We start from the raw sequence: 13,410 nt of genomic DNA, 5'->3' as shown, positions 1-13,410 counted from the left end.
TTGCGCATACCCAATCGCACTTTATCTATGCTAGTATGAGCCCAGAATTGGCCTTAAATGTAACCATAAATAATTATGTTTCAACCTGTTAGCCTGTTTATCGGGCTGAGATACAGTCGCTCCGCTAAAGGGAACGCATTTATCTCGTTTATTTCGTTTTTCTCCATTGCCGGTATCGCCATAGGGTTAATGGCATTATTTACTGTAAGTTCTGTGATGAATGGGTTTGAAAATAACCTTAAAACTAACATGCTCGGCCTTATTCCCCACGTTGAAATTGCAGCTGAGGGGCAAACACAGGCACAAATGACGCAACTACAAAATGATATCCTTGCATCTAAGTTTGTAAAACATGCCAGTTTATATCGCCACGGCGAAGCTATTTTGCAAACCAACCGTGATCTACATGGCGTGTTATTGCAGGGTTTGTACGACGATAACGCGTCTTTATATAAGATCAGCGATAAAGTTGTGCAAGGGAATTGGCAAACGGTTATGTCATCGCGCTATAACATTGCCATCAGCCGTTACTTAACCAGAAAGCTAGGGATTGGTTTAGGTGATAAAGTGCGGGTGATCATGCCGAATGCATCAACCTACACGCCGCTTGGCCGTGTACCAAGCCAACGCTTATTCACGGTTGCTGCAATTTATGAAACTGGCTCTGAAATAGATATGAGTTTGGCGTTTACCAGTGGCCCCTCGTTACAGCGGATCTTAAAGTTACCCGCAACGAGCGCACCTAATTTAAGTATTTCACTTAATGATCCATTTGAGTTAGATGCCTTTATTGCATCTGCAAATACTATGTTAAATCAGCATAACGTGACCGATTGGCGCCAATCACAAGGCACCTTGTTTGCTGCGGTGGCGATGGAAAAACGGATCATGTCAATGTTACTCGGGCTTATCGTATTAGTGGCGGTATTTAATATTGTTTCAGCGTTGACCATGATGGTGAGCGAGAAACAAAGTGAAGTCGCTATTTTACAAACGCTTGGTTTAACTCCCGCACAAGTGCAGCAAGTATTTATGATCCAAGGTTTATACAATGGCTTAATTGGTACCAGCATTGGCGCAGGGCTTGGTCTATTACTCAGTGCTTATATAAACGAAGTGTTAGCTGGCATTGGTTTAAACCTATTAACCGGGATTGCTTTACCGGTTAAGTTTGACGTAATGAGTTTATCGCTTATTGCCTTCGGTAGTATCACCATGAGCTTTTTAGCCACTTTATATCCGGCGCGTAAAGCTGCCAATGTTAGCCCCGCAGAGGTATTGCGTTATGAATGATTTAGTTATCCAGTGTCAACAGTTAAGCAAAGTCTATCAAGATGGTGCCAATCAAGTTGAGGTATTAAAAGGCATAGATTTAACCTTACAACAAGGCGAAATGTTGGCAATTGTTGGTAGTTCTGGTTCCGGTAAAAGCACCTTGTTGCATATTTTAGGCACCTTAGATTCACAAACTGCCGGTGTTGCTAAAATCAAAGGCCAGCAAGTTGCTAAATTATCTCGTGCAGAGCAAGCTAAGTTTCGTAACGATCATTTAGGGTTTATTTACCAGTTTCATCATTTGTTGATGGAATTTAATGCCGTTGAAAATGTTGCGATGCCTTTATTAATAAAAGGCCTCAGCGCTAAAGAGGCCAATGTTAAAGCTCTCGCAATGCTAGAAAAAGTTGGCTTATCTCATCGTAGTACTCATAAACCATCAATGTTATCGGGTGGTGAGCGCCAACGCGTGGCAATCGCTCGTGCATTAGTAACAGAGCCTGATCTGGTATTGGCTGACGAACCAACAGGCAATTTAGATAAACAAAATGCGATTAAAATTTACGACTTGATCAAAGCGCTTAATAGTAGTTTAAACACCAGCTTTGTGGTTGTAACCCATGATTTAGAATTAGCCGATAAACTGGGCAAAATTGCTTACCTTAATGATGGAATATTGGCAGTCAAAGAGGCTGGCTATGTTGCTTAGTGCTTATTTGAGTAAACGTTTCAGAGCAAGTTCTGGCAGTAGCGATGAAAAAAATGGCTTTGTCAGTTTTATTGCCAAAGCATCCACCATTGGTATTTTACTCGGTGTTGCTGTGCTCATCGTTGCTTTATCAGTGATCAATGGATTTGAGCAGCAACTAGTACATCGTTTATTAAGTGTTGTACCACAAGTTGAATATGTTGCACCAAATCGTGCAATTGATAACTGGCCTGAAAAAGTGGCAAAACTCAAACAACAACCCGGTGTAACCGGTGCAGCCCCGTTTATCAGTGTAAATGGTATGGCGCAGTATAAAAGTGAACTTAAAGCGGTTGAAGTACGCGGTGTAGATCCCGCTTTTGAAAGCGAAGTCTCTGCGGTTAACCAATTCACGCATGGTAAGTTGGTAAGTCAAATTAGCGAAGACGAAGTAATATTAGGCCAGCAAATTGTAAAACAGTTAGGTGTAAAACAAGGGGAGTTAGTGACTTTATTGATCCCCCAAGTCAATCAAACCAGTACTGAAATATTATCGCCAAAAAGGGTAAGCTTAACCTTAGCCGGTATTATTGAAATGGGTGGGCCAATTGATAGTAGCGCGGCATTTATTCATTTAAGAAAAGCGCAATCTGTGCTTGGTTACGAACAGCAGCAAGTAACCGGGTTACGCTTAGCGGTAACTGATGTATTTCAAGCGCACCAAATAGCATTACGTGTTGGGCAAACGATTGATGATTATGTGTATATCTCTAGCTGGTTTAGAACTCAAGGCAGCTTGTACCAAGATATACAAATGGTCAGAACTATTGTTTATATTGTGGTATTTTTAATTATTGCGGTGGCGAGTTTTAATATCGTTTCGTCGCTGGTGATGGAAGTGCGAGAGAAGCAAGCCAATATTGCAATTTTAAAAACCATGGGCGCAAAAGACAGCACCATACTCGCAACCTTCATTTTACAAGGGTTAAGCCAAGCTTTTATTGGCGTAGTGTTAGGCAGCTTTATTGGGGTAATGCTAGCGCTGAATATCAGTGAGTTGTTTACTTTGGTAAGTCAGTTACTTGGGGCTAATCCGCTGGAAGGGGTTTATTTTATAGAATTTTTACCCAGCAAACTGGTTTGGCAAGATATTGTGGTTACTGTGATAGTCACATTTATTCTCGCGGTACTGGCAACCATTTACCCCGCATGGCAAGCAACCCGTGTCGATCCTGCTAAGGTGCTTGGTAATTGATCTACTTGCCAATTACCTTCACACAATGAGATTTTAGGCCGAGCCACAACGCCAGCACCGCGTGTTTTTAAGTCAGTTTGGCTCGCGTTTTTAATTTTTCGTATACAGTAACTGGTTGATATGTTCAGCCAGATCCACTGTATTTGGATCATCCTGCTGTTTTATATTTTCTATTGTAATGTCTGCTAAACAGTCATTACTGGCGATAAGTACAATATTTTTGTACTGCTTAAACTCAATGACAATAAACTCATGAAACAATGGACGCAGCAATAACAGCAAGTTGATCACTTGTTGCTCGTTGTGAGGAGCGAGGTTGATAGCTATCTTTCCCAAACAAGTAAGCTGTTTAAAACAAGCATGCCAAAATCCGTGTTTTTGTAATAGAGCTTGGTGTGACTGCGCACTAAAAATATCAATTAAAATCACATCAAAACTCTGCTGACACCGAGTAATAAAATTTTCGGCGCAATCATTAATAATTGGGGTTGTCTCGTCAAGTAAAAAATAGTGATGCGCAGCTGCAATAATATCGGCGTTGATTTCGACAGACGTAAGTTGAATTGCTTGATTTTTTAAGACACGTTCAAAACAGCCACTGCCAGCGCCTAAATTGAGTACGCGTTCATTTGCTGATAGCGGCAATAGGCTCAAAAACATGGCTTGATTAACCGGCGCACAGAGTAAATTTGGCTGTAATTTATCCATAACGCCTTGTATAACGTGATTATCACCTAAGGTAAACCAGCGATGCTGGCTGTTTTCCACGATGCGTAAAAGCCCGTACTGACTACGTATACTTGCTATTGTGCTGTCATGGCTAGGCTGTGTTAAATCAAGCATCAGTGGTGTAATGTCGATATGGGCATAGTGGCGTGGGGGTTGCGTAAAATATCAATAGGGGTGCCTCATTAACTCTGTTAAACTGTACGGCTTCTAAATAAGCCAGCAATACTTGCTTGGTTGTCTTATCTTACTCTGGAATTTACTTTGACTAATAATGATATTTTACGTCGTCTGCGTTATACCTTTAATTTAACTGATACTAACATGATTGAAATTTTTGCAGCGGCGGATCATGTCGTCACACCACTGCAAGTGACAGGTTGGCTGACGAAAGAAAGCGAAGCCGGGCATGTAGAGCCAAGCGATACTGAGTTTGCGACTTTTCTAAATGGCTTTATTAATACAAAACGCGGCAAGCGTGATGGCGAGCAACCTGTTCCAGAGAGCAAACTAAATAATAATATTATTTTAATGAAATTGCGTATCGCATTAAATATGAAAGCTGAAGATGTGATTGAAGTACTTGCCTTGACTGATTTTAACTTAAGCAAACATGAGCTAAGTGCTTTCTCGCGTAAAGCGGAGAATAAACACTACCGTGTCTGTAATGATCAAATCTTACGTAACTTTTTAACCGGTATTCAGTTGCAAAACCGCCCAACAATTAGCGGCGAATAATCTAGCAGATCATATTCGCAGGAGTTTAGCGCGGATATGATCAACCCCCTTTAATAAAACCTCTTTTAAAATACGCCAAGACTCATTTTGCGCTGTGCTACTTTTCTCCACAATACTAAATTTAATTACTTTTTATAGATTTATATTCACTTACAGTGGGTAATAATTTAGTGGGCTATATGCTAACTCAAAAATAATTCACGTTGTTGGGCGTTAAATAGACTGCAATAGCATGCTACAGTGGTGAAATTGCCACTACTTTAAGGTTCTTACTGTATGAAACATAAACTTGATCATGTCTATTTCAATATTTGATAAAACAATAACAATTAACACGGAAGCATAATTATGAATTATATCCACAATACTATTGCACAGTTAAAACACACCAGCCCCGCACAATGCGAATTTTATCAAGCCGTTGAAGAAGTGCTTGAGTCTCTTGAACCCATACTCGAAAACGTTAGTAAATACCAAAAAAATGCCATTATTCAACGCTTAGTCGAGCCTGAACGGCAAATTATGTTTAGAGTGCCTTGGCTTGACGATAACGGTAATATTCAGGTTAATAAAGGTTATCGGATTGAATTTAACTCAAGCTTAGGGCCATACAAAGGCGGTTTACGGTTTCACCCGAGTGTTAATGCCAGCATCATAAAATTTTTAGGGTTTGAGCAAATTTTTAAAAACGCATTAACCGGCTTACCTATTGGCGGTGGCAAAGGCGGCGCTAACTTTGACCCTAAAGACCGCTCGGATGCTGAAATAATGCGCTTTTGTCAGTCATTTATGAACGAATTATATCGTCATATTGGCCCAACAACTGACGTACCAGCGGGTGATATCGGTGTAGGGGCACGAGAAATAGGCTATATGTTTGGCCAGTATAAGCGTCTAACGGGTCGTTACGATGGTGCATTTACAGGTAAAAGTTTATTGTGGGGGGGCTCATTAGCGCGCAAAGAAGCCACTGGCTACGGTGCTGTGTATTTTGCAAATTATATGCTGCAAGCACGCGATGACAGCTTGCAAGGTAAGCGCTGCTTAGTATCAGGTGCTGGCAATGTCGCAATTTATGCGATGGAAAAACTCTATCAGTTAGGGGCAACACCCATTACTTGCAGTGATTCAACGGGCACGCTTTATCATGAAGCGGGAATTGATCTGGCGCTTGTAAAACAACTCAAAGAAGGTGAGCGGGCAAGTTTATCCCGTTATTTGGAAAAACACAGCGATGCACAATATATTGCAGTTGCAGATTACCCAAGCGATGGCCATGCGGTGTGGCGTTTTGCTGCTGATGCGGCATTTCCCTGCGCGACACAAAACGAGTTATGTGGATCCGATGCACAAGCACTCATTAATAATGGCTGTATTTTGGTCAGTGAAGGCGCAAATATGCCAAGTACTAAAGCGGCAGTCGATGTGTTTATTGAGGCTAAAATTGCCTACGGGCCGGGTAAAGCTGCTAATGCCGGTGGTGTTGCAACCAGCCAATTAGAAATGGCGCAAAATGCCAGTATGCAGTCATGGACGTTCGAAGAAGTTGATACTAAGCTGCAACAGATAATGAAAAATATCTTTGAAACAGCAAGCAATACAGCTGCTGAGTTTGGTGAGCCTGATAACTTAGTGCTTGGCGCTAATATTGCAGCGTTTCGCCGTGTTGCAGATGCGATGATAGAGCAGGGCGTTGTGTAATTAACCCACTGCTTTATTAAAAACAGTCATTAGCGGTCATTTAACTAAACACCGTTCACATAGCTCACTATTATAGTGGGCTTAAATGATTGTACAGTTTATCTCACTAATTAGTGATTAAACGAGTTAATCAGTTGTTAGTCTCAAAATTATTTGCAGCATTTATTCACTCACGTATTGTTGTTTGGGTATTCATCAACAATAAAAGAGCATCAACCATGTTTGAGCAAAAAAGCCACCTTTTTACATCCTGCAAACCTGCGATACTTATCAGTACACTGTTTATTGCAACCAACACATTGGCTGTCGAACCAGATTATCAAGATCAAGCCAAACTTCATGAAATCGCCGCGTCGGTATCGGCCAACCGGATTGAAAAAGATATCCAAACCTTAGTTAATTTTGGCACTCGTCACACGTTGTCCGAGACTAAATCAAATACCCGAGGGATTGGTGCTGCGCGTCGCTGGATAAAATCAGAATTTGAAAAAATATCTGCCGAGTGTGGCGGCTGTTTAGAGGTTTTAGAAGTAAAAGACACCATATCAGGTGAAAAACGTATTCCAAATCCTGTTGAAGTAGTCAATATCATTGCCATACAACGAGGCAGTGATGCACCCAACCGCATGGTAATGATGTCCGGGGATATAGATTCACGTGTGAGCGACGTAATGGATTTTACCAGTGATTCCCCCGGTGCGAATGACAATGCATCAGGCGTAGCGGGCGTGATTGAATCGGCTCGTGTGTTATCTAAGTATAAATTTAATGGTTCGATTGTTTATGCGGCGCTTTCTGGTGAAGAGCAAGGATTATTTGGTGGTAAAATACTCGCTGAATATGCCCAGCAAAAAGGCTGGCAAGTTCATGGTGTACTCAATAATGACATGATTGGCAATATCACTGGCATCAACGGAGTAACTGACAACACGACAGCACGTATATTCTCTGAAGGTACACGTGTTATTGAAACCAAAGAGCAAGCCCATAAGCGCCGTTTTACTGGTGGTGAGGTTGACTCTGCGAGCCGTAACTTAGCCCGTTATATTGATACCATAGCCGATCGTTACATTCCTAACTTAGATACCATGTTGGTTTATAGGCTCGACCGTTTTGGACGAGGCGGACATCATCGTCCATTTAACGACATGGGCTATGCCGCAGTACGAGTCATGGAAACTAACGAAAACTATAATCATCAACACCAAGACCTACGCACAGAAGATGGCATTGTTTATGGCGATACAATCGACGGCGTAGATTTTGATTACACAGCAAAACTAACCTCACTCAATGCCGTGAGTCTTGCCTCTATGGCGTGGGCACCCGCTCCACCAACAGCGGTTGAAATATCTGGCGCAGTGCAACCAAGCACCACCTTAAAATGGCAAAAGAACAGCGATAAAACCACCGTTGGCTACAGAATTTACTGGCGTTACACCAGCGAGCCACAATGGCAGTTTAGCCGTTATGTGGGTAATGTAACGCAAGCCACTCTTAAAAATGTGGTGATCGACAACTATTACTTTGGTGTCGCCGCTGTAAATAAAGATGGCATTGAATCACCCGTGGTATTCCCTGGTGACGTAGGTGCATTTGAGCAGGATATAAAATAATTAACAATGCGTAGCGCAAGCCTCTCTTGCGCTACCGCCATGCTGTTTTAAGCATAATAGAAGAGGGGCAGCGATAATGAATTGTAACTGTTTATTTATACAGTTATAATTCATTGCAAAGATATTGCAGCTAAATTCTCGGTAAATACCCGATGTGAATTCTCGCTTTATTTTTTTATTAAAGTTAAGTAATTGACTTTAGTCATGTTTAATTTGGTTGTTCTCGTATAATAAAAATGTTGATTCTCGATTAAGTAAGTTCTCGCTATTGTAGTGGCTAGTTTTTATTGCCATCTTCCTCATAAGTTAGTAAGTTAATAATATTATTATAAATTTTAAAGTGTATTTACGTAGAATAGGATAAACACTCGCGAGTGTTTATCGGTATTCTTGGTAAAACACTGTTATGTTTTCGGAGGTTGTTGTTGAATAGTGGTGAATGGGATAGCGCCATAATTAAAAGTATTTTATACGTTGGAATAGGTATTGCAATTTGGCCTTTATTCACGGGGATGGCACCTTCATCATTGAATGATGTCTTGGGGCTAATTGTTACTTTTTTGCTTTACATCGGCGTATATATTCTTATTTCTATCGTTGGCTGGTTGGTCATTGGCTTTCCAATTCATTGGTTAGTAAAAAAGTATACCAATGGTTCCTACTTGTTTTACGCGGCACTTCCATTAATATTTGTAATTGCTTGTTTGTTCAATAATGCCCCTACAGTATTAGGTATAGCTGCACTTTTTCAGGCTGTTTTGTTTCGGTACTATGTGTACAAAAAAACATAACAAACCAAGTCAGCGGGAATTTTGCTCGCTGAAAAACACTCACAAAATCCCCTGCTTGGGGCGTTATAAGCCAGGGGGGTAGCGTGGAAAACAATTATTGGTTAATCACTTTAGCTTTAGTAGCTCTATTAAATTTAGTTGTTTCTATTTACTTGGCTAAGAGAAGCGATTTAGAAGCTTTTCAAAAAGTAGCTCAAATTATTCTTGTCTGGCTAATTCCAGTATTTGCAGCTATTGGGTTGTGGTTATTCCACTGCTCACAAGATACACCCCTTAGTTCATCAAAGCCTTTCGGTGGTGGTTCAGGCGATAGTTCAAATATCTCTGGAGGCGGTGATTAAAAGGCTTATAACAAGTGCCTAAACCAAAGGACGCAAAACAGCAGGCTTGCGCTCCTTCGTCGCTAATTTTAGCCTGCTATTTTGCGCCGGTTAGGCAAGCGTTATGTTTCAGGGAAGGTTTGGTGTGAAAAAAGGGTTAATTTTAATATTCGTGATTGGGATCATTGGTGCCTTTTTAGTTAATACGTCAACAGATGCTCTAGCTTTAATGACAGCTCCCCAAAAAGCTACATTGGAAACCTTACGAAGCTTTACATCCAATTCTTCTAAAACGGACATTTCAAACGAATTTGGTGAACCTGTTAAAGCTGCAATTGGCGAAGTTACCGTATCTTGGGAACTGGTTCAACTTGATCAAACTACCAGAATTAAGGCTTATTTTCTTACTGGTAAGCTTAACAAAATTCAATTTTTATCATTGGAACCTTTCTGGGGTTATACCCTTTACTATTCCAAGGAAGGGGTGTCTAATGAAACATAACAAGCTAATAAATAAGGACAAAAAACAGTTGGCTGTTTTCGTTACTCAACATTTTAGCCAACAATTTTTTGCCCATTATTAGGGCGTTATAACTCACAAGGAGTGTCATGAAAAATTTATCAATAATTTTGGGTTTTATTTTGTTAGCTGGTTGTTCTGTTGTGCCCAAAAATGAAAGTAATTTGGTTACGGAGGCGAAGCCTGCTCTACTAAAAACTAAAGTAGAGCAACGTACAATGATGCTTGGTAAGTGGTATGGAGACCTTCCGACAAAAGAAGGTGGGCGTAAACAATGGACTATCGAACGTTCGACAGATGGAACGTACAGAATTGACTTTTTGATCACGAAAATCGATGGCTCCACTCAAAAATTTTCTGAAGCCGGTCATTGGGGAGTAGCTGGAGATATCTATTTTTCTATGTATCGTGGGGCAATCGATAATGGTCAGTTTTACCCGTCTAACCCAAGCGACCCATATAACTATGATGCGTACAATATCATAGGATTAACAAGTGATAGCTTTGAATATCAGAATATTGATTCAAAAAACAAGTACATAGTTAAGAAAGTGTCATCTAACTTTTTGTTGGGTGAAAGTGAGTTATAACAAGTTAAACCATCGGAAAACCACTCGCTCAGCTCGTGTTTTCCGCTGTTCAAAACGTTATATTTTCAAAGCAGGCGAGCATGCGAATTCTTTTAGCTTTATATTTCTTTTCATTTTTTACCAATGCAACTAGCTGTTTTCAATCTGAGGAACAAGCTGCTAAATGGGATGCTACTTATGCAGGTCAATTCAAATTAAATAGTGAGTTAAATAAAGGGACTTATAGTGTTTCAGTTTCAATTCCCAAAACCATTGAAGGGCAATCGTTTAATGTAGCGGGGATCATTATCGGTGATGAAGATAATCCTAGTTTTTTTGCCACATTAAAACCTTTTAAAGATGAAAGTGAAACCAAAATATGGTTTCTGGTTAAAGCCAATCCTATTGAAAAGAATAGCTTAATTTTTAGCTATGGAGACGGATGCGGTATATCTATAACTGTACCTATTGAATTAAAATGAAAATATAACAAGTCATTAAAGCAGGACAAATAACAGTTGGCTTTTGCTCCTGCGTCGCTTATTTTAGCCAACAATTATTTGCCTCTTAATGAGGCGTTATATTTCTACGCGAAGGAATTATGAGTAAGCAAAGAAGATATGATTTCAAAGTAAAATATTATTTTTATACAGAATCTGAAGGCGGAAGAAAAACTTTGCCCTTCAATGGATATCGTTCAGATTGGTTTTACGATGGCGATGATTTAAATATTGAAGGTCTAAGCATGATTTGGCCTACATTTGAAAATAAATCTGGTGATATCTTTGAAAATGAAATAAATGTTCAACGTGAAGGTTTCGCAAGAATGACAGTCGTTGTACCTGAAATCAGAAAATCGATTCACCAAAAAAGAATTAAAATTGGTACTAAAGGTTTCTTTATGGAAGGTTCAAAAAAAGTGGCTGAAGCTGAAGTGGTTGAAATTTTAGACTTACATAAAGACGAAATATAACAAAGTTAATCAAAACTGACGTAAATTATTCCGCATTTTTGGCATGAGGGCTTCGCCTTGATTGTATGCCAAAAACACTCCATAATTTGCGCAGTTTATTAAAGGCGTTATGTTTACAAGGAAATTCGGCGTATGTTTAAAAAGCTATTTATATTATCGATATTGGTGTCATTATTCGGTTGTCAAAGTACCAATAATTCGAGCGGGGATAACGTAAATATTTACGGAGTTATATTTGCAGTTAAAGTAGATAAAGACGGTAAATTATCAAATCTACGCTTTTCAAAAGCAACTAACCCAATAAAAAATACCGATGTTAATTTTCAGCCACCTTCTAACTATGTTAAAAAAGTGGAAGCTAAATTAGCTAAGCGCCAATTCCAAGTACCTAAAGATGGTGCGGATTTAAATAAAGAATCATTTATTCCATGTTTCTACGTTAAATCAAATCCATCTGACATAAAGTGCTACGGTGATGAGTAAACATAACAAGAAAATAAACAAGGACTTAAAACAGTTGGCTTTTGCTCCTTCGTCGCTTATTTTAGCCAACAATTTTAAGCCTGTTATTTAGGCGTTATGAATCATAGGAGAGTTGCGTGGATAATCTTCATAAACAATTCATGAGTTCTCTCAATGAAAAATTGACAGATAATCCTGAAATTGCAGATGAAATTGATATTTCCGAGTTGATTTCTGAAGTAACACCAGACGCTGTTCGTTTAATTAAAGCTTCGCTATTGGAATCATCAACGGAAATGTTGAAAGAACGTCGAGAATTATCCGAGGGCTTTGTTCAACGTAACAATGAAAGATGGGCTAAAGGCTTTGACTCCCTTGAGACCTTAATTGTTACGTGTACTGAGGCTGGTGAAGATGTTAATAACTCCTATCGAAATGAAGCTGTTACTGAGCAAAACCTAGTATTTGATTTAGTTGTAAGGCTTCACGCAAGAGCATGTCAAATATCCCAAGAAATATTATGCCTTATGAAATCAGGCTTTGCTGATGCCGCTCATGCAAGATGGCGGGCGCTTCATGAGGTAAACGTAACAGCCATGTTCATTGCTAAACACGGTCAAGAATGTGCTGAAAGGTTCTACTTTCATGATGTTGTCGATTCTTATGATGGCATGCGTGAGCATAAAAAATATGAAGATAGGTTAAACGAAAAAGCACCAGAGCAAAAAGATATTGATGAATGTAAAGTTGAATATGAGAGATTAATTCAGCATTATGGTAAAAAGTTTTCTGGTCATTATGGCTGGGCAGCATACCTATTTCCTGATCACAACCGTGTTGGGTTTGGAGCCATTGAAAAAGACGTGCAGTTAGAGCACATGCGTCCTTATTACAAATGGGCTAGTCAAAATATTCATTCAGGCTCTAAAGGAACAAGAAACCGACTTGGTCTCAATGAAGCTACAGAAGATATACTTCTCGTTGGGCAAAGTAACTCAGGCATGACAGATCCCGCACATGCAACGGCTATTAGCCTAGGTCAAATAACATGTACAATTTTAATGCTACATCCAACGATTGATCATATTGTACTAATGAACATCATTAGTGATTTCCAAGATCAAGTTGGGGAAGATTTTCTAACAATAGCGAAAATGAATTCATAACAAGTCATTTCAGCAGGACAAAAAACAACTGGTTTTTGCTCGTGCCTCGCTTATTTTAACCAGCTATTTTATTGCCTCTGAATGAGGCGTTATGTATTACTTGAAATATGGATGTATCTAAAAAACTTCAGCAATTAAATGCTGACCCTAAAAAGCAGAAGCAGATAAAAAAATACTTGTTAGCTTGCTGTCAAAAATTGATAAAGTATCGCAGGAGCGGCAACCTTGAAAAAGGTATTATGTTAGCTAAGCAATATAATTCAGGGTTTATCTCATGGAAGAAGTTTCATGATATTGAGTATGTTTTGGAAGGCGAGGCTTTTCGAATTGATTTTTATACCAATGAACCATACTTTGGCGGACTTACAGTTGATTTAAATGACCTTGCAGATCTAAAAATGGTCCGAGCAAGCAAAGCTTTGAAAGCTAAAAAGGCTAATGAATATCTTGTCGAATTAACTTACTTTGTAAATACAGTTTTTAGTTATTGTTCGCACCCGAATAACAGCTTACCGTCGGCCAAAGAGTCAAAGTTTCTTTGTCCGCTGCTGTTTAAAAGGCATTTTAGCTAACAGTATGTAATACATAACAAAGTAATTAAACAAAGGAC

The 13,410-nt window shown here is 39.4% G+C and carries 16 protein-coding genes; 15 read left to right on the top strand and 1 reads right to left on the bottom strand.

The window, feature by feature from the left end; genetic code table 11:
• Window positions 1-75 precede the first annotated feature (75 nt).
• The 3 genes from V7783_RS14385 to V7783_RS14375 are packed head-to-tail and all read left to right on the top strand — an operon-like array spanning window position 76 to window position 3,218.
• Window positions 76-1,293: a lipoprotein-releasing ABC transporter permease subunit gene (locus V7783_RS14385; RefSeq protein ID WP_335679299.1), complete on the top strand. Its 1,218-nt coding sequence runs from the start codon at window positions 76-78 to the stop codon at window positions 1,291-1,293.
• Window positions 1,286-1,984: a lipoprotein-releasing ABC transporter ATP-binding protein LolD gene (gene lolD / locus V7783_RS14380; protein ID WP_335679298.1), complete on the top strand. Its 699-nt coding sequence runs from the start codon at window positions 1,286-1,288 to the stop codon at window positions 1,982-1,984. Before V7783_RS14385 ends, lolD begins: the two co-directional genes overlap by 8 nt.
• Window positions 1,974-3,218, top strand: a complete 1,245-nt coding sequence (locus tag V7783_RS14375; RefSeq protein WP_335679297.1) for a lipoprotein-releasing ABC transporter permease subunit — start codon at window positions 1,974-1,976, stop codon at window positions 3,216-3,218. Before lolD ends, V7783_RS14375 begins: the two co-directional genes overlap by 11 nt.
• Before the next feature lie 90 nt (window positions 3,219-3,308).
• On the opposite strand, the gene V7783_RS14370 is transcribed toward V7783_RS14375, so the two are convergent.
• The gene (locus tag V7783_RS14370; protein WP_335679296.1) at window positions 3,309-4,061 is read right to left on the bottom strand and encodes a hypothetical protein; all 753 of its coding nucleotides are present in this window, start codon (window positions 4,059-4,061) and stop codon (window positions 3,309-3,311) included.
• A gap of 147 nt (window positions 4,062-4,208) precedes the next feature.
• Here V7783_RS14370 and V7783_RS14365 point away from each other — a divergent pair, with 147 nt between their 5' ends.
• The 12 genes from V7783_RS14365 (at window position 4,209) to V7783_RS14310 (ending at window position 13,372) form a co-directional block, all read left to right on the top strand.
• Window positions 4,209-4,682: a DUF1456 family protein gene (locus tag V7783_RS14365; RefSeq protein WP_335679295.1), complete on the top strand. Its 474-nt coding sequence runs from the start codon at window positions 4,209-4,211 to the stop codon at window positions 4,680-4,682.
• A 348-nt stretch (window positions 4,683-5,030) separates the two neighbouring features.
• Complete coding sequence (gene gdhA, locus V7783_RS14360; protein WP_335679294.1) at window positions 5,031-6,383, top strand: NADP-specific glutamate dehydrogenase; 1,353 nt, start codon at window positions 5,031-5,033, stop codon at window positions 6,381-6,383.
• Window positions 6,384-6,601: 218 nt separating this feature from the next.
• On the top strand, window positions 6,602-7,999 hold the full coding sequence (locus V7783_RS14355) for a M28 family metallopeptidase (protein ID WP_335679293.1): 1,398 nt from the start codon (window positions 6,602-6,604) through the stop codon (window positions 7,997-7,999).
• Between the two features lie 425 nt (window positions 8,000-8,424).
• Window positions 8,425-8,790 (top strand): hypothetical protein, encoded by a 366-nt coding sequence (locus V7783_RS14350; RefSeq protein WP_335679292.1) that lies wholly within the window; start codon window positions 8,425-8,427, stop codon window positions 8,788-8,790.
• A gap of 83 nt (window positions 8,791-8,873) precedes the next feature.
• Window positions 8,874-9,131, top strand: coding sequence for a hypothetical protein (locus V7783_RS14345; protein WP_335679291.1), 258 nt, complete (start codon window positions 8,874-8,876; stop codon window positions 9,129-9,131).
• 124 nt (window positions 9,132-9,255) lie between these two features.
• Entirely contained in the window at window positions 9,256-9,612 is a 357-nt protein-coding gene (locus V7783_RS14340) for a hypothetical protein (RefSeq protein WP_335679290.1), read from the top strand.
• Window positions 9,613-9,719: 107 nt separating this feature from the next.
• On the top strand, window positions 9,720-10,220 hold the full coding sequence (locus V7783_RS14335) for a hypothetical protein (protein ID WP_335679289.1): 501 nt from the start codon (window positions 9,720-9,722) through the stop codon (window positions 10,218-10,220).
• An 80-nt stretch (window positions 10,221-10,300) separates the two neighbouring features.
• Window positions 10,301-10,681, top strand: coding sequence for a hypothetical protein (locus V7783_RS14330; RefSeq protein WP_335679288.1), 381 nt, complete (start codon window positions 10,301-10,303; stop codon window positions 10,679-10,681).
• Between the two features lie 119 nt (window positions 10,682-10,800).
• Window positions 10,801-11,172 (top strand): hypothetical protein, encoded by a 372-nt coding sequence (locus V7783_RS14325; RefSeq protein ID WP_335679287.1) that lies wholly within the window; start codon window positions 10,801-10,803, stop codon window positions 11,170-11,172.
• Window positions 11,173-11,304: 132 nt separating this feature from the next.
• Window positions 11,305-11,655, top strand: a complete 351-nt coding sequence (locus tag V7783_RS14320; RefSeq protein ID WP_054200823.1) for a hypothetical protein — start codon at window positions 11,305-11,307, stop codon at window positions 11,653-11,655.
• Between the two features lie 116 nt (window positions 11,656-11,771).
• Window positions 11,772-12,800, top strand: coding sequence for a DUF5677 domain-containing protein (locus V7783_RS14315; protein ID WP_335679286.1), 1,029 nt, complete (start codon window positions 11,772-11,774; stop codon window positions 12,798-12,800).
• 107 nt (window positions 12,801-12,907) lie between these two features.
• Entirely contained in the window at window positions 12,908-13,372 is a 465-nt protein-coding gene (locus V7783_RS14310) for a hypothetical protein (protein WP_335679285.1), read from the top strand.
• Window positions 13,373-13,410: the final 38 nt, after the last annotated feature.

The organism is Pseudoalteromonas sp. (assembly GCF_036960685.1).
Classification (GTDB): Bacteria; Pseudomonadota; Gammaproteobacteria; order Enterobacterales; family Alteromonadaceae; genus Pseudoalteromonas.
The sequence above is the reverse complement of the archived record's forward strand: the minus strand, read 5'-3'. Positions and strand labels throughout refer to the sequence as shown.

Bases quoted from the DNA above. Each gene is read 5' to 3' on its own strand.
- V7783_RS14385 (WP_335679299.1), top strand. From the start codon at position 76: ATGTTTCAACCTGTTAGCCTGTTTATCGGGCTGAGATACAGTCGCTCC.
- lolD (WP_335679298.1), top strand. From the start codon at position 1,286: ATGAATGATTTAGTTATCCAGTGTCAACAGTTAAGCAAAGTCTATCAA.
- V7783_RS14375 (WP_335679297.1), top strand. From the start codon at position 1,974: ATGTTGCTTAGTGCTTATTTGAGTAAACGTTTCAGAGCAAGTTCTGGC.
- V7783_RS14370 (WP_335679296.1), bottom strand. From the start codon at position 4,061: ATGCTTGATTTAACACAGCCTAGCCATGACAGCACAATAGCAAGTATA.
- gdhA (WP_335679294.1), top strand. From the start codon at position 5,031: ATGAATTATATCCACAATACTATTGCACAGTTAAAACACACCAGCCCC.
- V7783_RS14355 (WP_335679293.1), top strand. From the start codon at position 6,602: ATGTTTGAGCAAAAAAGCCACCTTTTTACATCCTGCAAACCTGCGATA.
- V7783_RS14335 (WP_335679289.1), top strand. From the start codon at position 9,720: ATGAAAAATTTATCAATAATTTTGGGTTTTATTTTGTTAGCTGGTTGT.
- V7783_RS14330 (WP_335679288.1), top strand. From the start codon at position 10,301: ATGCGAATTCTTTTAGCTTTATATTTCTTTTCATTTTTTACCAATGCA.
- V7783_RS14325 (WP_335679287.1), top strand. From the start codon at position 10,801: ATGAGTAAGCAAAGAAGATATGATTTCAAAGTAAAATATTATTTTTAT.
- V7783_RS14320 (WP_054200823.1), top strand. From the start codon at position 11,305: ATGTTTAAAAAGCTATTTATATTATCGATATTGGTGTCATTATTCGGT.
- V7783_RS14310 (WP_335679285.1), top strand. From the start codon at position 12,908: ATGGATGTATCTAAAAAACTTCAGCAATTAAATGCTGACCCTAAAAAG.